22 protein-coding genes and 1 riboswitch are annotated in these 24,528 nt (G+C 55.8%); of the genes, 17 read left to right on the forward strand and 5 right to left on the reverse strand.

Annotation, left to right across the window (positions count from 1 at the left end; genetic code table 11):
• Positions 1 to 40 precede the first annotated feature (40 nt).
• From pyk to HNEAP_RS02040, 5 genes are all read right to left on the reverse strand, one after another.
• The gene (gene pyk / locus HNEAP_RS02020) at positions 41 to 1,516 is read right to left on the reverse strand and encodes a pyruvate kinase (RefSeq protein ID WP_012823299.1); all 1,476 of its coding nucleotides are present in this window, start codon (positions 1,514 to 1,516) and stop codon (positions 41 to 43) included.
• A 9-nt stretch (positions 1,517 to 1,525) separates the two neighbouring features.
• Entirely contained in the window at positions 1,526 to 2,725 is a 1,200-nt protein-coding gene (locus HNEAP_RS02025) for a phosphoglycerate kinase (RefSeq protein WP_012823300.1), read from the reverse strand.
• 155 nt (positions 2,726 to 2,880) lie between these two features.
• Entirely contained in the window at positions 2,881 to 3,879 is a 999-nt protein-coding gene (gap, locus tag HNEAP_RS02030; protein WP_012823301.1) for a type I glyceraldehyde-3-phosphate dehydrogenase, read from the reverse strand.
• 117 nt (positions 3,880 to 3,996) lie between these two features.
• Positions 3,997 to 5,985, reverse strand: a complete 1,989-nt coding sequence (gene tkt / locus HNEAP_RS02035; protein ID WP_012823302.1) for a transketolase — start codon at positions 5,983 to 5,985, stop codon at positions 3,997 to 3,999.
• A gap of 189 nt (positions 5,986 to 6,174) precedes the next feature.
• A complete protein-coding gene (locus tag HNEAP_RS02040) occupies positions 6,175 to 6,726 on the reverse strand; it encodes a thioredoxin family protein (RefSeq protein WP_012823303.1) in 552 nt (183 codons plus the stop codon).
• A 334-nt stretch (positions 6,727 to 7,060) separates the two neighbouring features.
• On the opposite strand from HNEAP_RS02040, the gene HNEAP_RS02045 reads away from it, so the two are divergent.
• The 17 genes from HNEAP_RS02045 (at position 7,061) to HNEAP_RS02125 (ending at position 24,528) form a co-directional block, all read left to right on the forward strand.
• Entirely contained in the window at positions 7,061 to 7,810 is a 750-nt protein-coding gene (locus HNEAP_RS02045; RefSeq protein WP_166636014.1) for a phosphate/phosphite/phosphonate ABC transporter substrate-binding protein, read from the forward strand.
• An 87-nt stretch (positions 7,811 to 7,897) separates the two neighbouring features.
• Entirely contained in the window at positions 7,898 to 8,980 is a 1,083-nt protein-coding gene (locus tag HNEAP_RS02050; protein WP_041600331.1) for an IS630 family transposase, read from the forward strand.
• A 72-nt stretch (positions 8,981 to 9,052) separates the two neighbouring features.
• Positions 9,053 to 10,225 (forward strand): methionine adenosyltransferase, encoded by a 1,173-nt coding sequence (gene metK / locus HNEAP_RS02055; protein ID WP_012823306.1) that lies wholly within the window; start codon positions 9,053 to 9,055, stop codon positions 10,223 to 10,225.
• 13 nt (positions 10,226 to 10,238) lie between these two features.
• Positions 10,239 to 10,314: riboswitch (S-adenosyl-L-homocysteine riboswitch) on the forward strand.
• 41 nt (positions 10,315 to 10,355) lie between these two features.
• Entirely contained in the window at positions 10,356 to 11,768 is a 1,413-nt protein-coding gene (gene ahcY, locus HNEAP_RS02060; RefSeq protein ID WP_012823307.1) for an adenosylhomocysteinase, read from the forward strand.
• A gap of 17 nt (positions 11,769 to 11,785) precedes the next feature.
• Positions 11,786 to 12,637, forward strand: a complete 852-nt coding sequence (gene metF, locus HNEAP_RS02065) for a methylenetetrahydrofolate reductase [NAD(P)H] (RefSeq protein WP_012823308.1) — start codon at positions 11,786 to 11,788, stop codon at positions 12,635 to 12,637.
• A gap of 174 nt (positions 12,638 to 12,811) precedes the next feature.
• Entirely contained in the window at positions 12,812 to 13,726 is a 915-nt protein-coding gene (locus tag HNEAP_RS02070) for an SPFH domain-containing protein (protein ID WP_012823309.1), read from the forward strand.
• 39 nt (positions 13,727 to 13,765) lie between these two features.
• On the forward strand, positions 13,766 to 14,119 hold the full coding sequence (locus tag HNEAP_RS02075; RefSeq protein ID WP_012823310.1) for a hypothetical protein: 354 nt from the start codon (positions 13,766 to 13,768) through the stop codon (positions 14,117 to 14,119).
• A gap of 40 nt (positions 14,120 to 14,159) precedes the next feature.
• Positions 14,160 to 14,612, forward strand: a complete 453-nt coding sequence (locus tag HNEAP_RS02080) for an NfeD family protein (RefSeq protein WP_012823311.1) — start codon at positions 14,160 to 14,162, stop codon at positions 14,610 to 14,612.
• Between the two features lie 13 nt (positions 14,613 to 14,625).
• A complete protein-coding gene (gene bioA, locus HNEAP_RS02085; RefSeq protein ID WP_012823312.1) occupies positions 14,626 to 15,987 on the forward strand; it encodes an adenosylmethionine--8-amino-7-oxononanoate transaminase in 1,362 nt (453 codons plus the stop codon).
• A 16-nt stretch (positions 15,988 to 16,003) separates the two neighbouring features.
• Positions 16,004 to 16,738, forward strand: coding sequence for a 16S rRNA (uracil(1498)-N(3))-methyltransferase (locus tag HNEAP_RS02090; protein WP_012823313.1), 735 nt, complete (start codon positions 16,004 to 16,006; stop codon positions 16,736 to 16,738).
• Positions 16,739 to 16,856: 118 nt separating this feature from the next.
• Positions 16,857 to 17,955, forward strand: a protein-coding gene (gene prfB / locus HNEAP_RS02095) for a peptide chain release factor 2 (protein ID WP_012823314.1) whose coding sequence is annotated in 2 segments (ribosomal slippage) — positions 16,857 to 16,931 and positions 16,933 to 17,955 — 1,098 coding nt in all. Because the reading frame shifts where the segments join, the coding sequence is not laid out codon by codon here.
• 44 nt (positions 17,956 to 17,999) lie between these two features.
• On the forward strand, positions 18,000 to 19,535 hold the full coding sequence (gene lysS, locus HNEAP_RS02100; protein ID WP_012823315.1) for a lysine--tRNA ligase: 1,536 nt from the start codon (positions 18,000 to 18,002) through the stop codon (positions 19,533 to 19,535).
• 571 nt (positions 19,536 to 20,106) lie between these two features.
• The gene (gene apbC / locus HNEAP_RS02105) at positions 20,107 to 21,237 is read left to right on the forward strand and encodes an iron-sulfur cluster carrier protein ApbC (protein WP_012823316.1); all 1,131 of its coding nucleotides are present in this window, start codon (positions 20,107 to 20,109) and stop codon (positions 21,235 to 21,237) included.
• Positions 21,224 to 21,706: an HAD family hydrolase gene (locus HNEAP_RS02110; RefSeq protein ID WP_012823317.1), complete on the forward strand. Its 483-nt coding sequence runs from the start codon at positions 21,224 to 21,226 to the stop codon at positions 21,704 to 21,706. The genes apbC and HNEAP_RS02110 overlap by 14 nt, the downstream gene beginning before the upstream one ends.
• 65 nt (positions 21,707 to 21,771) lie before the next feature.
• A complete protein-coding gene (gene tpx / locus HNEAP_RS02115) occupies positions 21,772 to 22,272 on the forward strand; it encodes a thiol peroxidase (RefSeq protein WP_012823318.1) in 501 nt (166 codons plus the stop codon).
• Between the two features lie 16 nt (positions 22,273 to 22,288).
• A complete protein-coding gene (locus HNEAP_RS02120) occupies positions 22,289 to 23,230 on the forward strand; it encodes an ROK family protein (RefSeq protein ID WP_012823319.1) in 942 nt (313 codons plus the stop codon).
• A complete protein-coding gene (locus HNEAP_RS02125) occupies positions 23,227 to 24,528 on the forward strand; it encodes an arsenic transporter (protein WP_012823320.1) in 1,302 nt (433 codons plus the stop codon). Before HNEAP_RS02120 ends, HNEAP_RS02125 begins: the two co-directional genes overlap by 4 nt.

Raw genomic sequence — 24,528 nt, forward strand, 5'->3', positions numbered from 1 at the left:
ATCCTGATGCACAGTCCAAGAACTGAGCATCATGTCACGGTTAATCGGCGTTGATAATCTGGCCTACCCGTACAATCTTCATGGCATTCGTGCCACCCATTTGACCCATCAGATCACCCTTCGTGATGATGACGACATCACCGTCATCCAAACATTCCATCTGGGTGAGGGCCTCGATGGTCAAGCGGTTCACCTCGGCGTGATCTGTCGACGAATAGGGAAAATGTACTGCCTGAACGCCACGATACAAAGCCATGCGCCGTGCAGCGACTTCATTGCGGGTGAATGCATAAATCGGAATGTCGGTACTGACGCGGGACATCCACAATGCGGTCGCGCCCGATTCCGTCAGCGCTACAATGGCGGCTACGGATAGGTGGTTTGCTGTGTAAATGGCCGAGTAGGCGATTGCCTGATCGATGCGCTCGAACGGGATATCCAGCGGTGGCTGGCCCCTTTTGGCCTCGATTTGGTACTCCGCACGATGACAGATACGCGCCATTGTTTCCACCACGCGCACCGGGTGTTTGCCCGCTGCCGTTTCGGCAGACAACATGACCGCATCCGTGCCGTCCAGAACCGCGTTTGCCACATCGAACACTTCCGCCCGAGTGGGGATCGGATTGGTGATCATGGTTTCCATCATCTGAGTGGCAGTGATCACGGGGCGATTCATGTCACGCGCCATACGGATGAACGCTTTCTGTACAGCGGGCAATTCTGCATCGCCAATTTCAACACCCAGATCGCCACGCGCAATCATAATGGCGTCAGAAGCCTGGATGATGTCGCGAATGCATTCGATCGCTTCGGCACGCTCGATTTTTGCCACGATATGCGCAGTGCAACCTGCTTCTTGCAGCAGGCGACGGGCCTCATGGATATCTTCACCGGAGCGGGGGAAAGAGACCGCAATATAATCGACACCGATCGCTGCAGCGGTTTTGATATCTTCACGATCCTTTTCCGTGATCGCGGGGGCGGACAACCCGCCACCCTGACGATTGATGCCCTTGTTGTTGGACAGCTCGCCACCCACGACGACTTTGGTCTGGATCTTGTTGCCACTGACCGATTCGACCTGCAACACAATTCGCCCATCATCCAGAAGCAGGATGTCGCCGGCTTTAGAGTCGGTTACGAGTGCCTTATAGGTAATGCCAACGGTGGTTTCATCACCACTGTCACGATCAAGGTCGGCATCCAGCGTGAAGTGAGCGCCATCAGCCAGTTCTACCTTACCGTTCTTGAAGCGGTCGATACGGATTTTTGGACCCTGCAGATCGCCGAGAATCGCGACAAACTTGCCTTGAGCACTTGCGGCTGCTCGAACCATATCGGCACGGTGCTGGTGGTCGGCTGCCTTGCCATGAGAGAAGTTCAGTCGAACTACATCAACGCCAGCCGAAATGAGGTCGGCGATGACTTTAGGGTTGTCGCTGGCTGGCCCCAATGTGGCCACGATTTTCGTGCGTCGCTTGGTGGATAAATAACCGGGAGGGTTTTGGGCGTGCATGAAAAATCCTTAAGCGCTGGCGCGTTGTTCGAGAATGGCAACAGCGGGCAGCGTCTTGCCTTCGAGGTATTCGAGGAAAGCGCCACCCGCGGTAGAAATGTAACTTACCTGATCATAAATATCATATTTCTGGATGGCTGCGATGGTGTCGCCGCCGCCTGCCAGGGTAAACGCCTTGGTCTTGGCAATGGCCATGGCGATGGTTTTGGTGCCTTCGCCAAACTGGTCGTATTCGAATACGCCCACCGGGCCGTTCCATACCACGGTGCCCGCCTTCATGATGATGTCTGCGAGTTCTTGCGCTGATTTGGGGCCGATATCGAAAATCATGTCGTCGTCAGATACGCTGTCGACCGGCTTGAGTGTGGCCGGGGTGTTTTCGTTTCCTGGCAGGAATGGCAGTTCGGTGCCCACCACCACGTCGACGGCAACCGGGATGGATGCCCCGCGCGCTTCCATTTTCTTCATCAACATCTGAGCGGTAGGAACCAGGTCATCTTCGCAGAGCGATTTGCCGACATTGTGACCAACGGCCTTGATGAAGGTGTTTGCAATGCCGCCGCCGACAACCATTTGGTCGACTTTTTCGGACAGCGCTTCCAGAACGGTGAGTTTGGTGGAAACTTTGGAGCCGCCAACGATGGCAACCATCGGGCGTGCCGGGTTGGCCAGTGCCTTGTCCAGCGCCTCGAGTTCTTGAGCCAACAGAATGCCAGCACAGGCCACGGGGGCGAATTTGGCAATGCCGTGGGTTGAGGCTTCTGCGCGGTGTGCGGTGCCGAATGCATCCATGACGAATACATCGCACAGAGCGGCGTATTTTTTGGCTGTTTCATCCAGGCTTTTCTTTTCGCCGGCATTGAATCGTACGTTTTCCAGCAGAACGACTTCGCCCGGGGCAACGTTGAAGCCGCCATCGACCCAGTCCTTGATCAGGCGAACGGATTTTCCGAGTTTGGCGCCCATATCTGCGGCCACAGGCGCCAGTGAGTTTTCTTCGGAATAAATGCCTTCTTCCGGGCGACCGAGATGAGAGGTGACCATCACCTTCGCACCCGCCTTGATGCAGTGCGTGATAGTGGCCATTGATGCGGAAATACGGGCATCAGAAGTGACCTTGCCATTCTTTACCGGTACGTTTAAATCAGCACGAATGAATACACGCTTGCCCGCCAGATCAAGGTCGGTCATACGAAGGAAGTTGGCCATGAAGCACTCCTGAAAATCAAAATTAAAAAATGGTTTGGTTTGCGTTGCCGCAAAACAAACGATTTCTGTGAAAAACCTGTGCTCTGGGAAGGGCACAGGCGATCAATAGATTGGTTTCGATGCCGTAGGTTTAGAACGGCACGAAACAAACCGAATTAACCGATAACCTTCACCATCCGCATCAGATTACTGGTGTACCCGTATTCGTTGTCATACCAAGCAACGACTTTCACGAAGGTTGGATCCAACTGGATACCGGCCTTGGCGTCGAATACAGATGGTTGAGCCACGCCACGGAAGTCGGTGGAAACCACTGAGTCGTCGGTGTACCCAAGAACGCCTTTGAGTGAGCCACTTTCTGATGCCGATTTCATGGCCTTGCAGATGTCAGCGTAGGTGGTTTCTTTGTTCAGCTCAACGGTCAGGTCCACGACAGAGACATCAGAAGTCGGCACACGGAAAGCCATGCCGGTCAGTTTGCCATTGAGTTCCGGCAGAACCACGCCTACTGCCTTCGCGGCGCCCGTTGATGAGGGGATGATGTTTTCCAGAATGCCGCGACCGCCGCGCCAGTCTTTGGCGGAAGGACCATCAACAGTTTTCTGGGTGGCTGTGGCCGCGTGAACGGTGGTCATCAGACCGCGCTTGATGCCGAATGCATCGTTCAACACTTTGGCGACTGGAGCCAGGCAGTTTGTGGTGCAAGAGGCGGCTGAAACGATGTTTTCACCGGCATATTTGTCATGGTTTACACCATAAACGAACATAGGTGTGTCATCTTTTGAGGGCGCGGACTGGATGACTTTCTTGGCACCGGCGTTGATGTGCGCCTGGCAAGTTTCTTTGGTCAGGAAGAAGCCGGTGGATTCGATGACGATATCCGCGCCTGCTTCGTTCCACTTGAGGTTGGCCGGGTCGCGCTCGGCGGTCAGGCGGATGCGCTTGCCGTTGACAACGAGGTGGTTGCCGTCGACAGAAACGTCGCCATCAAAACGACCGTGTACGGAATCGTATTTCAGCATGTATGCCAGGTAATCGGCATCCAGCAGGTCGTTGATGGCAACGACTTCGATTTCAGGAAAGTCTTTCGCAGCAGCGCGAAACACCATACGGCCAATACGGCCGAACCCGTTGATACCTACTTTAATTGTCATAAGACACCCCTGTTTCTAAGGTTTTGAAAATTATAATATTTGTTCGGACTCATCTGTATGAGTCATCGCGCTAATCCATCGGCAGGCAGCCCAGAGGTTGCCTGCCGACTCTGTTGATTACAGTACGGATTGTGCCGTGGCGACCACGTTGTCAACAGTGAAGCCGAAGAGCTTGAACAGATCGCCTGCAGGCGCAGACTCGCCGAAGGTGTCGATGCCGACAACCTTGCCATCCAGTCCGACATATTTGCCCCAGAATCCGGTGACGCCCGCTTCGACGGCGACGCGCGCACGTACGGCGGCCGGTAGAACCGATTCGCGGTAAGCCGGATCTTGAGCATCGAATACTTCGGTGCAAGGCATGGAGACGACACGAACCTTTTTGCCTGCAAGCTTCTCGGCTGCAGCCGTTGCCAAGGCAACTTCGGAGCCGGTGGCGATCAGGATCAGATCCGGTGTACCGGCGCAATCACGCAGGATGTATCCGCCGCGGGCGATGTTGGCGATCTGTTCAGGAGTGCGGTTCTGATGTGCCAGGTTCTGACGAGAGAAAATCAGGGTGCTGGGCGAATCACGACGCATGATTGCTGCTTTCCAGGCGACGGCGGATTCGACCGCATCGCAAGGACGCCATGTGTTCATGCGAGGAATCATGCGCAAGGTGGCGATTTGCTCAACCGGCTGGTGCGTCGGGCCGTCTTCACCCAGACCGATCGAGTCGTGGGTATAAACAAAGATCGAGCCGATCTTCATCAGCGCGGACATGCGCAGGGCATTGCGCGCGTATTCGGAGAACATCAGGAAGGTCGCTGCAAACGGAACGAAACCGCCATGCAGGACCATGCCGTTCATGATGGCCGACATGCCGAACTCACGTACACCGTAGTGGATGTAGTTCGCATCGGATTCGGTAGCCGTGAGGGCGCGGCAACCTTTCCAGGTGGTGAGGTTGGACGGCGCGAGGTCAGCAGAGCCACCAACAATTTCCGGCAGGATGGCAGCAATCGCTGTAATGCTGTTCTGCGACGCTTTACGCGTGGCAATGGTTTCGCCTTTTGCAGCAACTTCAGCAATGAATGCATCCATCTTTGAAGTAAAGTCAGCAGGCAGGTCGCCAGCCAGACGACGCTTGAGTTCAGCCGCTTCGGCAGGGTATGCCTTGGCATAGGCGTTCATGGCGTCTTCCCAAGCCGACTCGTTGCGGATACCCGCTTCGGTCGCATCCCATCCCGCATAGATTTCAGCAGGGATGACGAATGGTTCGTGGTGCCAGCCCAGATTGTCACGCGTTGCCTTGACTTCGGCTTCGCCCAGCGCGGCGCCGTGGCAATCGTGGGTGCCACACAGATTCGGCGCACCGAAGCCGATGACGGTCTTTGTGCAGATCATGGTGGGTTTGTCATTGACTGAGCGCGCTTCGCGGATGGCGGCATCGATGGCTTCGGCATCGTGGCCGTCCACATCACGCACAACGTGCCAACCATAGGCTTCAAAGCGAGCCGGTGTGTCATCGGTGAACCAGCCTTCGACGTGACCATCGATGGAGATGCCGTTGTCATCATAGAATGCGATCAATTTGCCCAGACCCAAGGTGCCTGCCAGTGAGCAGGCCTCATGAGAAATGCCTTCCATCATGCAACCGTCGCCGAGGAAGCAGTAGGTGTAATGATCAACGACGTTGTGACCTGGCTTGTTGAATTGGCCTGCCAGCATTTTTTCGGCGATGGCGAAGCCTACCGCATTGGTAATGCCCTGACCTAGCGGCCCGGTGGTCGTTTCAACGCCAGGTGTATAGCCATATTCCGGGTGGCCAGGCGTTTTCGAGTGCAGTTGACGGAAGTTCTTGAGTTCTTCCATCGGCAGTTCGTAGCCAGAGAGGTGCAGCAACGAGTAGATCAGCATGGAACCGTGTCCGTTAGACAGAACAAAGCGGTCACGGTTTGGCCATTGTGGGTTCTTTGGATTGTGCTTCAGGTAGCCGTTCCACAGTACTTCGGCAATATCAGCCATACCCATGGGCGCACCGGGGTGGCCTGAGTTCGCTTTTTGTACTGCGTCCATACTCAGGGCACGAATCGCATTGGCAAGCTCTCTACGCGTAGACATAAGTCTCTCCAGTCTTAAAGGTCAAAAGATAAATGAAAACTATTTAAGTTGAACGCGCCCATCGAGTGAAATTGCTCACGCGTTTCTCAGGTCAAAACTTGCCACATGTTACCGTAATTGCTCCAGATCGCAACACGGCTTGTCGTCGATAGGGCTGGGTTTTGATTGATCAAATCGACGATCGATGCGCTACGGGCGCCATTTGATAGAGCATCCGATTGATGGTGTTTGATCTGATGGCCCGGTACCGGTTTCGGCGATCAATTGCATGGCGTGGAACAGTTCTCTGGGCGCATCGGGTTGGTTTTGTCGGCCCGAAGCGTCAAGGCGTCCACGGAATTGAAGTTTGAGGTCAGCGTTGTAACCGAAGAAGTCGGGTGTGCAAACGGCGTTATACGCTTTGGCGATCTCTTGCGTCTCGTCGTACAGGTAAGGAAAGCTGAAATCGTATTCTCGTGCCAAGCGATGCATGTGCTCAGGGCTATCCTCCGGATAGTCGGCGATGTCGTTCGACATAATGGCGACCGAATTAATGCCTGAGCGTTTCAGTTCTGCGGTATCCCTGACGATCTTGGGGAGAATGGCCTGTACGTAAGGGCAATGGTTACAGATAAACATCACGAGCAGTCCCTTTGGCCCGCGACAATCCTGTAACGTCCAAAGACGACCTTCGGTATCGGGAAGGCTGAAATCAATAGCGGGCCGATTAAATTCACATATGGGGGTTGTTGTACTAACCATTGGACAAACCTTGAGTTTTACATTTTAGTGTCAGACCGTCGGGCGCCCGGTAGGGCGTGCGTGCCTTGATGCGAAGTTCCGCGCTTGCTGATGGTTGAGCCTATCATAAGGCTCGCTGCCCGCGAGTTCGGAATCCATCAAGAGCATGAGAAGCAAGAATAATAAAAAATGGTTGCGGCTACCTTGCGAGGAAGGCGTGGATCATGGCGACTGAAGGAGTCTGTTTATGAGTGTTCAGGGTTTGACTGTTCCCCTCCGTTTTCGAAACGGAGGTTTTGCCCGCAAAATCGGCCGTTATATAAGTGGCTTCGTTGCTCTGTGGTTGTGTTTTGTGATGAGTGTATCGGCCGAGGCTGCGGCGCTTAAGTTCGCCATTCCCCCTTTTCTTCCCAAGGCTGAACTCGAAAAATCGTTCGGCCCGCTGGTTCAGAGGTTGAGTGAGATGACGGGAACACCCATCGATCTGGAAGTATTCCCGAATTATCTGGCCTTCTGGCAGGAGACTCGAACGGGCTCGCCATTCGATATCGCGCTTGACGCGGCCCCGACAACCGATTTTCGGGTGGCGCGGCAGCATTGGCACGTTATTGCCAAACTGAGCGGAACGGTTACGCAATCCTTGGTTACCGGGCCGAATGATGCCGTGCTCGATCCCTCCGAGTTGATCAACAAGAAGATTGCCGTGCAGCCATCGCCTTCCGTTAGTGCGTTGACGCTGTACCAACTGTTCCCGAATCCCGTTCAGCAGCCCCAACTTGTGTTCGTAGATTCCAATCGCGCGGCGGCGGAAGCAGTCAAAGCCGGGGAAGTCGCTGCTGCGGTCATTCCAACACCGATTGCCGCAGGCTATCCTTCTCTTAATATGGTAACGACGACAGCGCCGCTGCCGTTTCTTGCTGTCAGTGTGAGCCCCAATGTGTCGCCGGAATTGGCCAAATCATTACAGTCTGCATTGATCAGGCTCAGCGAAACGCCAGAGGGCGAGGCGATGCTCCAGCAGTCTCAACTGCGCGCCTTTACCAAGGCGACGGATAGTGATTACGCCGGGCAGGAGAAACTACTTGAAGGCACCTTCGGTTATTGAGAAGGCTGCTAGTGTAGTGCTTCATAAATAATGAACCACTACGCATATTGGCGGTCTGAGTTGGAAAATCCCCTGCGACGGTTACCGATGAAATCACCAATCCTTCTTGAAGACGAACAACGCGACGTGCTGGAACGTTGGAGCCGCTCACGCACGGTGAGCTTGCGCTGGCGTGAACGCGCGCAGATCATCCTGGCAGCGACCGAAAAGGTGAGCGATGCGGTGATCGCCGCACGGTTGGGCACCACGCGCCACCGCGTGGCGCGCTGGCGTCGCCGTTTCGCATCCGGCGGCGTGGAGGCGCTGAAGAAGGATCGGCCGCGCGCGGGTCGGCCACCACGCGTGGACGCGGCCAAGGTCAAGCAGATCGTGCGCTTGACCACGCAGACCCAACCCACGCACGCGACGCAATGGAGTACGCGTTCGATGGCCAAACGGGTCGGTGTCAGTGACACCACGGTGCTGCGTGTATGGCATGCCCATGGGCTGAAGCCGCATCGCGTGCGCACCTTCAAGCTGTCCAACGATCCACAGTTCACCGAGAAGCTGGAGGACATTGTCGGTTTGTATCTCGCACCGCCGGAGCATGCCCTGGTGCTGTGCTGCGATGAGAAAAGTCAGATTCAGGCGCTGGATCGTACGCAGCCTGGACTGCCGATCAAGAAAGGCCGAGCGCAGACGATGACACACGACTACAAGCGCAACGGCACCACTACGCTGTTTGCCGCGCTGAACATTCTCGACGGACAAGTCATCGGGCATTGCCAGAGCCGGCATACGCATGTCGAGTGGTTGAAGTTCCTCAAGAAGGTTGACCGCAATACACCCAAGGGCAAGGAGCTGCACCTGATCGTCGACAACTACGCCACCCACAAGCATCCAGAAGTGAAGGCGTGGCTGGCCTTGCATCCACGTTTTCATATCCACTTCACGCCGACTTCGGCTTCGTGGCTGAACATGGTCGAGCGCTTTTTCCGCAGCATCACTGTGGACCGCCTGCGCTGTGGCGTTTTCCATAGTGTTGCCGACTTGGAGAAGGCCATCTCCGGCTACATCAATCACTACAACAAGAACCCCAAACCCTTCGTCTGGACGGCCAAAGCGAATGACATTCTGGAGAAAGTCGTCCGCGCCCAGACTACACTCGACAAAATGGGTCAAACAGCTTGAAGCACTACACTAGCTGCTAGAATCATCGGCTGATCCAGATTTTTCTATTCATTGAACCCAAGGATTTTTTACATGACCGTGCATCGCGAGCCTGTTCATTTCTTTACTTCCGAATCCGTGGCTGAAGGCCACCCAGACAAAATTGCCGATCAGATTTCCGATGCGGTCCTGGATGCGATCCTGCGCAAGGATCCGCATGCGCGCGTGGCCTGTGAAACCCTTGTGAAAACTGGTTTTGTCGTGTTGGCGGGCGAGGTAACCACCTCAGCCTGGGTGGATCTGGATGAGCTGGTGCGCAAGGTCATTGTGGATATCGGGTACGACAGCTCCGAGCTCGGATTCGATGGCAACACCTGCGGGGTTCTGAATGCGATTGGCAAGCAGTCTTCCGATATTGCACAGGGTGTGGATCGCATGGTGGCCGAAGAGCAGGGTGCCGGTGATCAGGGCCTGATGTTCGGGTACGCCACCAACGAAACCGACGTGCTCATGCCCGCGCCCATCACCTATGCGCATCGATTGGTGCAGCGTCAGGCCGAGGTTCGCAAATCCCATACCCTGTCTTGGCTGCGCCCGGATGCCAAATCGCAGGTGACGTTTCGTTACAAGAAAGGCAAGCCGGTCGGAATTGATGCTGTCGTTCTTTCGACGCAGCATGGTCCGGAAGTGAGTCAGAAGGATTTGCGCGAAGCGGTGATGGAGCTGATCATCAAGCCGACACTGCCGGCGGATTGGCTGGATGAAAAAACCAAGTACCACATCAACCCGACTGGCAATTTCGTGATTGGCGGCCCGGTTGGGGACTGCGGTTTGACCGGTCGCAAGATCATCGTCGATACCTATGGCGGTATGGCGCGGCATGGTGGCGGGGCGTTCTCCGGCAAGGATCCCTCCAAGGTGGATCGATCCGCAGCGTATGCCGGGCGTTATGTCGCCAAAAACATCGTGGCGGCGGGCCTTGCCGACCGCTGCGAAATCCAGGTTTCCTATGCCATCGGCGTGGCGGAACCCACCTCGATCAGTATCGATACCTTCGGTACGGGCAAAATTTCCGATCAGCGCATCACCGATCTGGTGCGTGCGCATTTTGATCTGCGCCCCTATGGCATTGTCCGTATGCTGGATCTCATCCGGCCCATCTATCAGAAAACCGCCGCCTATGGTCACTTCGGCCGAGAGGATGCCGACTTTACCTGGGAAAAAACCGACAAAGCGGATGCGCTGCGGGCAGACGCCGGTCTATAATCTCGCTATCCGATTCCTCAAGGAGCGCTGCAACCCCATCCGGGGTGAGGCTTGAGGGGTTGGCTTTCATTCAACGGCGCTCTGAAACCTGCACATTTCGGCAGGTTTTTTGTTGAACTGAGGAAACATCATGCAAAACCCGAACGCTTTTAAACTGGCTATCGACTGTAAAGTGGCCGACATCACCTTGGCCGATTATGGTCGTAAAGAATTGCGTATTGCCGAGCGGGAAATGCCCGCCCTGATGGCGATTCGTGCCAAATATCGCGAGGCGCAACCGCTGGCGGGCGCGCGCATTGTTGGCAGCCTGCATATGACGGTGCAAACCGCTGTTCTGATTGAAACGCTGGTTGATCTTGGGGCGTCCGTGCGTTGGTCATCCTGCAATATTTTCTCCACCCAGGATCACGCCGCCGCCGCGATTGCCGCCGCCGGCATTCCGGTGTTCGCCTGGAAAGGTGAAACAGAAGAAGAATACTGGTGGTGCATCGAACAAACGATTACCGGCCCCAATGGCTGGACGCCCAACCTGATTCTGGATGACGGCGGTGATTTGACCGGTTTGATTCACGACAAACATCCCGAGTTGCTGGCGGGTATTCACGGTGTTTCGGAAGAAACCACGACTGGTGTTCACCGTTTGCTCGACATGCTCAAGGCCGGTACGCTTAAAGTCCCCGCGATCAATGTCAATGACTCCGTCACCAAGAGCAAGAACGACAACAAGTACGGCTGCCGCCATTCTTTGAATGACGCGATCAAACGGGCGACCGACCACCTTCTTTCCGGCAAGCAGGCGCTGGTCATTGGCTACGGCGATGTCGGCAAGGGTTCGGCTGCTTCCTTGCGCCAGGAAGGCATGATCGTCAAGGTCACCGAAATCGATCCGATTTGTGCCATGCAAGCCTGCATGGACGGTTATGAGGTCGTTTCGCCCTACCTCAATGGCCACAATGACGGCAGCGATACCTGTGTCGATAAACAGTTGCTCGGCAAGATCGACCTGATTGTTACCACAACCGGTAACGTGAACGTCTGCGACGCGCCGATGCTCAAAGCATTGAAGAATGGCGCGGTCGTCAGCAACATCGGCCACTTCGATAACGAAATCGACACCGCCTACATGCGAAAGAACTGGGTATGGGAAGAGATCAAGCCGCAGGTGCACAAAATTTATCGTGAAACTGCGCCGGGCTCCGAGCCGAATCTGGATTCGGATAATTATCTGATTCTGCTTTCCGAAGGGCGTTTGGTGAACTTGGGCAATGCGACGGGTCACCCCAGCCGCATCATGGATGGTTCGTTCGCCAATCAGGTGCTGGCTCAGCTGCATTTGTTCGCCAACAAGTTTGCCGACCAGCCCGCGGCGCGCAAAGCCGAGCTGTTGCGTGTTGAAGTGCTGCCCAAGGCATTGGATGAAGAAGTGGCGCGTTACATGGTGGCGGGTTTTGGCGGCGTGCTGACGAAGATGACCGACAAACAGGCGTCCTACCTCGGTGTCGAGGTCAACGGCCCCTACAAGCCTGATAGCTATCGCTACTGATGGGCTCGGAGGCAATTATGCACACGCCCTTATCCTGTGAGTTTTTTCCGCCGAAATCGGACGAGGGCGCGCTCAAGCTGCGCGCCGTTACCGAGCAGTTGACCTCGGCCCTCAAGCCGGAGTATTTCTCCGTCACCTATGGGGCGGGTGGCTCGACTCAGGATCGGAGTTTTGCAACCGTTCAAGCGATTCAGACTGAATCCGGTGTGCCCGCCGCGCCGCATTTGTCCTGCATCGGTTCCACGCGCGCAAGCATCGCTGCCATTCTGGATCAGTACCGTGCGCTCGGTATCAAGCGAATAGTGGCCTTGCGGGGGGATTTGCCCTCCGGGATGCGCGATCCGGGCGATTTTCGTTTTGCCAGCGAACTTGTTGCGTTCATTCGTGAACATAGCGGTGACTGGTTCCATATCGAAGTGGCGGCTTATCCCGAATTTCACCCGCAATCGGCCAATGCCCGCGCCGACTTGCTGCATTTCAAGCAGAAAGTCGAAGCGGGTGTCGACGGCGCCATCACGCAATACTTCTATTCTATCGAAGCCTACGCCCGCTTTTTGGATGACTGCGAAAAGTTGCAGATCATGATTCCGATCGTGCCCGGCATCATGCCGATCAGCAATTACACTCAACTGGCGCGGTTTTCGGATGCCAGCGGAGCGGATTTGCCGCGTTGGTTGCGCAAGCGCCTCGAAGCCTTTGGCGACGACATGGATGGCCTGCGCGCATTCGGTCATGATGTGGTGACCGGGTTGACGTCCGATCTCGTTCAGGCTGGCGCGCCCGGGCTGCACTTCTACACCATGAACCAGGCGGTTCCGGTCATTAACATCTGTCGCGATGCGGGATTGATGCCTTCACAGCCTAACTAACTGTCATTGGTTGCAGTCGGGTTCAATGCTATTGTCATCGATGCCACGTAAATTGACGGTTTGATACGTCGATCATGGCTGGATCGATTTCTTTTCATCAGTATTGACTTCGTATATCAAGACAACAGCATCGATAACTGGCATCAATAAAATGCATTGAAAGGAGTGGGCCTCATGGGAACGTTTGCCATTGTTTTGTTGGTGTTGGCTGCGGCCACTATTTTCGCGGGCATCAAGCAGGTGCCGCAAGGCTCGATGTGGACCGTAGAGCGTTTCGGGCGTTACACCCGGACGCTCGAACCCGGTTTGAACCTGATCGTGCCGTATATCGATCGGATCGGTCGCAAGATCAACGTGATGGAGCAGGTGCTCGACGTTTCTTCGCAAGAGATCATCACGCGGGATAACGCGATGATCAAGGTCGATGGCGTTGTCTTTTTTCAAGTGCTTGATCCGGCCCGTGCCGCCTACGAGGTACATCAGCTTGATTACGCGATTTTGAATTTGGTGATCACAAACATTCGTAACGTCATGGGGTCGATGGATCTCGACGAAATTCTCTCGCGCCGCGATGACATCAATGCCCGTCTGCTCTCTGTGGTGGATGAAGCCACCTCGCCCTGGGGCACCAAAATCACCCGAATCGAAATCAAGGACATCACGCCCCCGCAAGATCTGGTGGCGGCCATGGGCCGTCAAATGAAAGCCGAGCGGGAAAAACGCGCCAACATTCTGGAAGCCGAGGGCTTCCGGCAGGCGGCCATTTTGAAGGCTGAGGGCGAGAAGCAATCGAATATCCTGCAAGCCGAGGGTGATCGGGAAGCGGCTTTCCGTGATGCCGAAGCGCGCGAACGCTTGTCTCAGGCAGAAGCCTTTGCGACCAAAACGGTGAGTGAAGCGATTGCGGCGGGTAATGTGCAGGCCATCAACTACTTTGTGGCGACCAAGTACATCGAGGCATTCCAAGCGGTGGCTACCGCACCGAACCAGAAGGTCATCATGCTGCCGATCGAGGCCAGTAACATGCTCGGCTCGCTCGAAGGAATTGCCGAATTGGCGAAAGAAGCCTTTAAGGTCAACCCAAAATAATCCAGCCAAAATAATCCAGAAATAATTGAGGGATCATCCATGAACATGACGCGTAATTTCTTTGCGGCACTTTCCGTTCTCGTCGTACTCGCTCTAGCTGGCTGTTCCAGCGGCGCGCCTTCATCAAGTGATGTCGAGCAAGCCTTGAAATCCGGTATGGCGAAGGCGATGAGCCAAGCCAGTTCGGTTGAGGGCGGTCAAGCCGTGAGTGCGATGATGGCAAAGGTTGAGATCAAGTCGGTCAAGGTGCTCGAGTGCAATAAAGATGCATCAGGCACAGGGTTCGACTGCAAGGTCGAAACCGAAGTCAGCACACCCTTCGCCGGTGACCAGAAAAACACTCGGATGCTGCATTTGGTCAAAGGCAGTGATGGCTGGGTCATCGCTCGATGATCTCGCATCTTGAATCGCCTGTATCGAGTGGGTTGTCATAATGCCGCTCGATACGTTGATCTGGGACTATTGGGCGTGGTTCATTCTTGGCGTGCTGCTCGTCGTTGTGGAGATATTCGCGCCATCGAGCTTCTTTCTTTGGCTTGGCGTGGCCGCTGGCGTGGTCGGTGGCATCAGCTTTTTCATGCCGGATATCGGCTGGCCGGTGCAGATCGGTCTGTTCGCCGTCTTGTCGATCGTTGCCGTATTGATCGGGCGTCGGGTGTTCGTGCCGAATAAACAGGCTACCGACCATCCCATGCTCAATCGGCGGGGTCAACAATACATCGGCCGCCATTTCACCCTCGAAGCCCCCATCGTTAATGGCGTCGGCTGGGTACGAATCGGGGATTCGCGTTGGCGCGTACTCGGGCCGGATATGCCGTCGGGCTCAGTGGTCGAGGTGACGTCGGTCGACAGTTCCAATCTCGTGGTCGCGCCGGTCACAAGATAACCTCAGGTTAAACATGATGAGTTCGAATCAATCCTGGATCGACCGCGATCTGGCGGTGCTCTGGCATCCGTGTACACAGATGAAAGAGCATGAAACCCTGCCGCCGATTCCGGTAGCGCGTGGCGAGGGTTCTTGGCTGTACGACTTCGATGGTCGTCGCTATCTGGATGTTATCAGCTCCTGGTGGGTGAATCTGTTCGGGCACGCCAATCCTGTGATCAATGCGCGTCTCAAAGCGCAGCTCGATCAGCTCGAACACGTGATTCTGGCCGGGTTCAGCCATCAGCCGGTGGTCGAATTATCCGAACGATTGGTTCAATTGACGCCACCGGGTCTGGAACGGGTGTTTTTCGCGGATAACGGTGCCTCGGGTGTCGAGGTAGCGCTGAAGATGAGTTTTCACTACTGGCGCAATCAGGGCCGAGCGGAAAAAACGCGGTTTATCGCCCTTGAAAACAGCTACCACGGCGAAACCATGGGCGCGCTTGGCGTGGGCAATATTCCTATCTTCACCGAGACTTACGCGCCCCTGATCCAACCCGCCTTTATTGCGCCTTCTCCCGATTGCCAGCAGGCCGAGCCGGGGGAATCCTGTGCGGATGTGACCGAACGCGCGCTGGCGGCCATGCGTGCGCTGCTCGAACGCGTGGCCTCTCAGACCTGCGCGATCATCATTGAGCCACTGGTGCAATGCGCCGCCGGGATGCGGATGCACGAACCGGCTTATCTCACCGGTTTGCGCGCCTTATGCGATGAATTCGAGGTGCATCTGATTGCCGATGAAATCGCGGTCGGGTTCGGCCGTACCGGCACCCTGTTTGCCTGCGAGCAGGGCGGAATCACGCCGGATATTCTTTGCCTGTCCAAGGGTATTACCGGCGGTTACCTGCCCCTTTCCGCCGTGCTTACCACCGAGGATATTTATCAGGCTTTTTACTGTGAAGCACCGGCCAGTCGTGCCTTTCTGCATTCGCACAGTTACACCGGCAACCCGCTGGCCTGCACGGCCGCGTTGGCGACGCTGGATATCTTCGAGCAAAACAATGTCATCGAACGCAATCGTCAGCGTGGCGCGATGATCGACCGGCTGACTGCGCCCTTGGCCGAGTTGCCCAACATCGCGCACATGCGCCGTTGCGGCATGATCGTGGCGATGGATTTGGTTGATGACCGCGCTGGCAATCGGGGTAAACCCTTCCCAAGAGCCGAGCGCCGTAACCAGAAAGCATATCGCTATGCGCTGGACCACGAAGTGCTGCTCCGTCCACTGGGCAACACAATTTATTGGATGCCGCCGTACATCATGGATGACGATCAGTGGCAGATGCTCGCCGATGTCACCTTTGATGCGGTGCGTTTTGCGGTGCAGGATTAACGAGAGGAATTGAGCGGTGCGCATACCTCGAATCTACCTCGACGCAGCCTTGGCGGAAGGCGCAACCCTGCCGCTGCCCGCCGAACGGCTCAACTACCTCAAGAATGTTCTGCGCCTGCGCGATGGGCAGGCCCTACGCGTGTTCGACGGCCAAAATCACGAAGCCGATGCAACGCTCAGTCTGGGCAAGCGCGAGGGTTCGCTGGCAATTGGCCGTGTGGCCGCGCACAGCGTCGAATCGCCGTTGCAGACCCATCTGATTCAAGCGATGGGCAAGGGCGAAAAAATGGACTGGGTAATCCAAAAAGCGGTCGAGCTGGGCGTGACCCGCTTCACTCCGGTGTCGACCGAGCGAAGCGTTGTCGAACTCAAGGGCGAGCGTGCCGATAAGCGCCATGCCCGATTTATTGATATTGCCATTGGCGCTTGCGAACAGTCGGGGCGTAATTTTTTGCCCCGTGTCGATCCGATCCTATCGCTTGAAGAGGCCTTAACGCAGACCGACGCGGCGCTCAAATGGGTGCTGCATCCCAACCCCGGTTCCGGTGCTGCCTTACCGGCGGTCGCGCCTGACAGTGTTGCACTCTTGATTGGCCCCGAAGGCGGTCTTAGCGATCACGAAGTCGAGGCGGCCATTGCGTCGGGTTTTATGCCGCTGACACTCGGGTCGCGCGTCCTGCGCACCGAAACCGCCCCCATCGTTGCCTTAAGTGTGCTGCAAATGCAGTGGGGCGATTTTTTCGTCGGATGATGCCCGGCTGATGATTGCTGTACCGTGGCAGGATGTGTTTGTGCGCGGGTCGCCTATCCGCGTCGCATTGCGTTAAACTATTCCCCCTATTTTCAAGAATCCGTAACGAAACAGAACCATGCTCGAAATTAATCCCATCCTGTTCAAAATCAAAGATCTGTCTGCTCGTGCGGCCGCGCTTCGGGGGTATCTTTGACTTTGATGTCAAAAAAGAACGCCTGGAAGAAGTCGATCGAGAACTCGAAGTGCCGGATGTGTGGAACGATCCGGCCCGTGCGCAGGCATTAGGCAAGGAACGTGCTTCGTTGGAGCGCGTTGTTCATACCCTGGCCAATATGGCACAAGGCTTGAACGATAACGCCGATTTGCTCGAAATGGCCGCTGAGGAAGATGATGAGGCCACCGTGGCTTCCATTGAAAAAGACGTGGTCGAATTCGAGAAGCAGATCGCCGATCTGGAATTCCGGCGCATGTTTTCCGGCGAAATGGACGAATCCAATGCCTATCTCGATATTCAATCGGGCGCGGGCGGAACCGAATCGCAGGACTGGGCCAGCATTCTGATGCGTATGTATCTGCGCTGGGGCGATCGCCGCGGCTTCAAAACCGAGGTCATGGAAATGTCCGATGGTGAGGTAGCGGGAATCAAATCCGCCACCATCCGGTTTGAGGGCGAGTACGCCTTCGGTTGGTTGCGTACGGAAATCGGCGTACACCGACTTGTGCGCAAATCACCGTTTGATTCGGATAACCGCCGTCATACCTCGTTCGCTTCGGTGTTCGTGTCGCCGGAAGTGGATGACAACATTGAAATCGAAGTGAACCCTGCCGATTTGCGCGTGGATGTATTCCGCGCCTCCGGTGCCGGTGGCCAGCACGTCAACCGAACCGAATCGGCGGTGCGCTTTACGCATTTGCCCACCGGCGTGGTGGTGGCTTGCCAGGCTGAACGTTCGCAAATTCAAAACCGCGAACGCGCCATGAAGATGCTTAAAGCCAAACTCTATGAGCTGGAAGTGCAAAAGCGCAATGCCGTCAGTCAGGCACTGGAAGACACCAAATCCGATGTGTCCTGGGGCAACCAGATTCGCTCCTATGTGCTCGATCAAAGCCGCATCAAAGACTTGCGTACCGGCCACGAGACGGGCAACACCCAAGCCGTTCTGGATGGCGATCTCGACCCGTTTATCGAAGCGAGTCTGAAAAGCGGCCTGTGATGCGCGCAGTATCTTTTACTTATTAATTGACCGGAATCTAACGAATGACCGCTAACGAACAAGTCAACGGCGCGGCCGAAGAGCGAAGCGCCGAGAGCCTCTTGGCCGAAGAAAACAAACTGATTGCCGAGCGGCGCGACAAGCTGAGCCGTATTCGTGCGGCGGGCAACGCCTTCCCCAATGATTTCCGTCGGGATGCCAGCGCAGCGGAATTGCAGGCCGAATACGCCGAAAAAGAAGCCGATTACTTCGAGCAGAATCCCCGTCGTGTCGTCGTCGCTGGGCGCGTGATGGCCAAGCGCCTGATGGGCAAGGCAAGTTTTCTGTCGATTCTCGATCACAGCGGCCGGATTCAGTTGTATGTCGCGCGCGATGCCTTGGGTGAAGCAACCTATGATGACTTCAAAACCTGGGATATCGGCGATATCGTCGGCGGCGAAGGCGCTTTGTTCAAAACCCAGAAGGGTGAGCTTTCCGTCCGCGTGGACTCGATTCGTCTGCTGACCAAGAGCCTGCGCCCGCTGCCGGATAAATTCCACGGCATGTCGGATACCGAGCAGCGCTATCGCCAGCGTTACGTGGATCTGATCATGAACGAACCGGTGCGCGATACGTTCCGCAAACGCACCCAGATTATCCAGTTCATGCGCAATTATCTGAACGCCAAAGACTTCCTCGAAGTTGAAACCCCGATGATGCATGTGATCCCCGGCGGTGCCTCGGCCAAGCCATTCACGACTTTCCACAACGCGCTCGATATGGATCTGTATCTGCGCATCGCCCCCGAGCTTTACCTGAAGCGGCTGGTGGTCGGTGGATTCGAGCGGGTATACGAGATCAACCGTAACTTCCGTAACGAAGGCCTGTCGACGCGCCATAACCCTGAATTCACCATGATCGAGTTCTATCAGGCCTATGCCGATTACATCGATCTGATGGACATGACGGAAGATCTGCTGCGTCGCCTGTCGGAATCGGTGTGCGGTTCAACTACGCTGACATATCAGGGCGTCGAGTTCGATTTGGCTCAGCCGTTTGCCCGTTTGTCGGTGGTCAATGCCATCCTGGAACACAACCCCGACGTGACGCGCGAGCAGCTCTCGGATATCGACAGTGCACGTCGCATTGCCGAAGGCTTGGGTATCAACATCAAGGACTCCTATGGACTGGGTAAAATCCAGATCGAAATCTTTGAAGAAACGGCCGAGCATAAGTTGATTCAGCCGACGTTCATTACCGAATACCCGGCCGAAGTGTCGCCTTTGGCGCGCCGGAGCGACGATAATCCGTTCGTGACCGACCGTTTCGAGTTCTTCATCGGCGGTCGTGAAATCGCCAATGGTTTCTCGGAGTTGAACGACGCCGAAGATCAAGCAGAACGCTTCATGGCGCAGGTGGCTGAGAAGGATGCCGGAGACGACGAAGCCATGCACTTCGACTCCGACTACATCCGCGCGCTGGAACACGGTATGCCGCCGACAGCGGGCGAAGGGATCGGCATCGACCGTCTCGTGATGTTCCTGACCGACTCGCCATCGATCCGCGACGTTTTGCTATTCCCGCACATGCGGCCGGAATAAAGTGCTGTTTTAGGATGAAGGTTATTCGAACACTGCTCATCCTGATTTTAACCCTTTTCTGGGTTGTCATCACGGCTAGCCTTTACGCGTCGTCTACGTCTTACCTCACTTTGGCAGTGATCACATTCGTATATGGGTTGTTGCTTTATGTAGTTTGGCCGGTTGGTACACCGAATCCTGCAGTAGCCGCCAATAGACTTTATCTATGCTTTTGGCGTGGGTATGTTACTACTTGCTCTGGATACAGCCTTTGGAAATCATTGTCCCCATTATCCTTATCATTTAGTTGTGATGTATCCAAAACCAAGTGGTGTCGCTGCTCTGATTATGTCGGCATGTCTGTATCTCGGTAAATATCCAGCGGCCTTGTTGCTATCTGGCATAGGCGGTTACTTCTTTTATATGGGGTATAGTTTGAAACCTGATTTATCATCCAAGCGGTGGCGTTGAGAAGAAGCAAGGCGCTCCTCAGTATCACGGCATAAGTAACGGCCGCAGTCGTTGTTTCATGCACACTGATCCTGTTTGTTTCTGGTGCGAAACCGGCCGCAACCCATTCTGGAGGTAGTTGATGTTTGGACTGTTTGGAAAAAAAATCGATACGGCCCGATCAGAAGCCTTACGCAACGCCTTGGGCTCGCTGGTTGATCCGCATGCCGGGGAAACGCTGGCGGATGCCCATTTCATAGAACGCGCCGAGGTGGTGGGCGATGAGGCACAGATCGACGTGGTGCTCGATTATCCGGCGGCGGGCTTCGAGGCTGAACTGACCGAATTGCTCGAGCGCACCGCACTTCAGATCGAAGGCATCAAATCCGCTAAAACCACCATTGCGTTTGTCAGCCCGCTCGGCAGTAGCCAGAACGGTAAGCCTTTGCCCGGCGTGCGTAACATCATTGCGGTTGCATCCGGCAAAGGCGGTGTGGGTAAATCGACCACCAGCGTGAATCTGGCCTTGGCGCTGGCGGCGGAGGGTGCAACGGTTGGTTTGCTCGATGCCGATATCTACGGGCCCAGCCAACCGTTGATGCTGGGCGCAAAAGAAACGCCGGTTGTTGACGAACAGCGCGCCATGCAGCCGGTGATGGCGCACGGCCTGCAAACCATGTCGATCGGTTATTTGATTGATGATGCCCAGGCCATGGTCTGGCGCGGGCCGATGGTCACATCTGCCTTGATGCAGTTACTCAACGACACGCGCTGGCATGATCTGGATTATCTGATTGTCGATATGCCGCCGGGCACGGGCGATATTCAGCTCACGCTGGCCCAGAAAGTGCCGGTGGCGGGCAGCGTGATTGTCACCACACCGCAGGATATCGCCTTGATCGATGCCCGCAAAGCGATCACCATGTTTGAGAAAGTTAATGTGCCGGTGCTCGGCGTGATCGAAAATATGTCGGTGCATGTGTGCTCGAACTGCGGTCATGTTGAGCCGATTTTTGGTAGCGGCGGCGGTGAAAAACTGGCATCAGAAAATCATATTGATCTACTGGGACAGTTGCCGCTCGATCTTGCCATCCGCACCGACGTGGATGAGGGCTGGCCAACGGTCGTGCGCGATTCAGAATCAGTCAATGCGCTGATTTATCGGCAAACCGCGCGCAAACTTGCGGCTGCTTTGGGGCGACATTTGCGCCAAGATCACTTCGATGGTCCGAACATCTCGATAGACGAGGACGGTGGCGATGCTGACGGTTGAGGTGCCTGGCGATTTTAATGGCGGCACACCGTTATCTTTGGCCCATCTCGTACTCGATTACAATGGCACGATTGCCGAAGACGGTGCATTGATTGCCGGTGTGCCCGAACGACTGGCGCAGCTCGCAGAACATCTGACGATTCACGTGATCACGGCTGATACCCACGGCACTGCCGCGCAAAAATTGGCTGGCTTGCCGGTTTCCCTGCATATTTTGTCTCCGGGCGCGCAAAGCGAGGCCAAGGCCGATTTTGTCCGTGCGTTGGGCTCTAAGCAGTGTGTCGCAGTGGGTAATGGCCGCAATGATGCGTTGATGCTGCAAACGGCGGTGGTGGGTGTGGCCGTGGTGCAGGCCGAGGCTGCGGCACAGATTACGCTGGCGGCGGCGGACGTGGTTTGCGCCTCCATTGAGCATGCCCTTGATTTGCTCATCTATTCAAAACGTTTGGTTGCGACTTTGCGCAATTAGTGTGACTGTTTCCAGTGAACGTGCTGGATTGTTTATTTTTCAAATGCTGGATATGAGGTAATAAAATGAGCCAAGTTACTTTTTTGGGTAATCCCGTCGAGGTTGCTGGTGTTATGCCCGCGGTTGGTTCGCCTGCGCCTGCCTTCACGCTCACCGATGGCGAGTTGCAGGAAAAATCTCTGGGTGATTTCGCGGGCAAAAAGAAAATCCTGAATATTTTCCCCAGCCTCGACACCCCCACCTGCGCGCAATCGGTACGCAGCTTCAACGAAAAAGCAAACAGCCACCCGGACACCGCTGTGCTCTGTATTTCTGCCGATCTACCCTTCGCACAGGGCCGTTTTTGCGGCGCTGAGGGCCTGGATAATGTGATCACGTTGTCCACATTCCGGCATCCGGAGTTTTTGCGTGACTACGGTGTGCTGCTGGCCGATGGCGCGTTGGCTCATCTGGCAGCGCGCGCCGTGATCGTGCTCGACGAACACGATCAGGTGCGCTACGTGCAACTGGTTCCAGAAATTGCCGACGAGCCGGATTACGCCGCAGCCTTGGCGGCACTAGCCTGATAGAGGTTCGATGTCGATGACAGTGCAAGCGACCGATGAGAACACGCTCAAACCGAAGGGCCGGTTGCGCCTCGGCGTCGATTTGGGTGGCACCAAGGTTGAGGTGGCGGTGCTTGATGATGCGGACGAGTTCTTGTTTCGTGAGCGCCTGCCCACGCCACAGGGTGACTATTCGGGCACCATTGAAACCATCGCGACACTGATCCAAAAAGCGGAGCAGCAACTTGGGCGTGTGCATTCGATTGGCGTTGGCACACCGGGCACGACGTCACCGCGCACGGGGCTAATGAAAAATGCCAACTCCGTCGTGCTGAATGACCAGCCGCTTAAATACGATCTGGAAACACGCCTTAATCGTTCGGTTTCGATGGCGAACGATGCCAATTGCCTTGCCTTGTCCGAGGCGCACGGTGGCGCGGCCGACGGCGCTGATTCGGTGTTCGGTGTGATCTTGGGGACCGGCGTTGGCGGCGCCTTGGTGGTCAATGGCCAATTGATCATGGGGCAAAACGCCATTGCCGGAGAGTGGGGGCACAACCCGCTGCCGTGGACGCATGAAGGCGAATATCCCGGCCCGGTTTGCTGGTGTGGTCATCAAGGCTGTATCGAGCAGTGGCTCTCCGGCCCTGCGTTCATGCGCGATTTTCAAAACGCATCTGGTCGATCACTGACCGGTGCCGAGATTATCGCGGCAGTCGAACAGGGTGATGCCGAAGCCAAAGCGGCTTTAACGCGCTACACCGACCGCCTCGCCCGCGCCTTGGCGCATGTCATCAATATCTTCGACCCGGAAGTGATCGTCTTGGGTGGCGGCCTGTCGAATGTGGCGGCCCTCTATACAGAGGTGCCTTCTCGTTGGGATGAATTCGTATTCTCCGACCCGATCAGCACCAAGCTCGTTGCACCGAAATTCGGTGATTCCAGCGGGGTGCGGGGCGCGGCCATGCTTAGCTCATGACAGCAGCGGCCATTTTTTTGGCCACCTTGATTCTGGTGTTGTGGCAGCCAACCATTGGTCGGTTTCAACTGGGCATTGGCTGGAGCGCGGCGGCCGGTGCGCTGGTTGCCTTTGCTGCGGGTGTTATTCAGCCAGCCGATGTACCGGTGGTTTGGGCCATCGTCTGGAATGCCACCTTTACCTTTATTGCACTCATTATCATCAGCCTGTTGCTGGATGAGGCCGGGTTTTTTAACTGGGCGGCCTTGCATCTGGCCCGCTGGGCCGGTGGCAGTGGGCCGCGATTGTTTGTGGTGATGGTCTTGCTGGGTGGCTTGGTTGCCGCTTTTTTTGCCAATGACGGCGCCGCGCTGATTCTCACCCCGATCGTGATCGGTATTTTATTGGCATTGCGGATGCCCCCCACGGCCACGCTCGCCTTTGTAATGGCAGCCGGGTTTATCGCCGATACGGCGAGTATGCCGCTGGTGGTCTCAAACCTCGTCAATATCGTCGTGGCCGATTACTTTAAGTTGGGCTTTGCCGACTATGCAGCCGTCATGGTGCCGGTCACTCTGGTTTCCGTGCTCGCCTCTTTGGGTGTGTTGTGGCTGTATTTTCGCCGATCAATACCCAAAACATATGCCTGCGATGCACTGGATTCGCCCTCCAAAGCCATTATTGATCGATCAGTATTTCGCGCCGGTTGGTGGGCTTTGGCTTGGTTATTGTTTGGGTTTTTCGTGCTTGATAGCTGGGGCGTGCCGATCAGCTTGGTGGCGGCCATTGGCGCGTTCATTTTGTGGCTGATTGCGCGACGCGGCGCAAAAATCAACACCCGCACTGTGTTAATCCATGCCCCGTGGCAAGTGGTGATCTTTTCACTGGGCATGTATCTTGTTGTCTACGGATTGAAAAACGCGGGCTTGACCGACGTGCTCACGTACTGGTTCGATCAACTGGCTCATCTCGGATTGTGGGGCGCTACGCTCGGCACGGGTTTTACCATGGCGGCCTTGTCTGCCGTGCTCAACAACATGCCCGCCGTGCTCATGGGCACCTTGGCGATTGATGGCACCCAGGCCAGCGGCACCACGCATCTGGCGATGGTTTACGCCAATATTATCGGCTGTGATCTCGGGCCGAAGTTCACGCCCATCGGCAGCCTGGCGACGCTATTGTGGCTGCATGTGCTGGCACGCAAGCAAATCGTGATTTCATGGGGGTATTACTTCAAGGTGGGCCTAATACTCACCACGCCGGTATTGCTATTGACCTTGCTCGCCTTGGCGCTGCGTTTATCTGTGAATCTACCGTGA

Origin of the sequence: Halothiobacillus neapolitanus c2, from assembly GCF_000024765.1 — a bacterium.
Lineage (GTDB): Bacteria > Pseudomonadota > Gammaproteobacteria > Halothiobacillales > Halothiobacillaceae > Halothiobacillus > Halothiobacillus neapolitanus.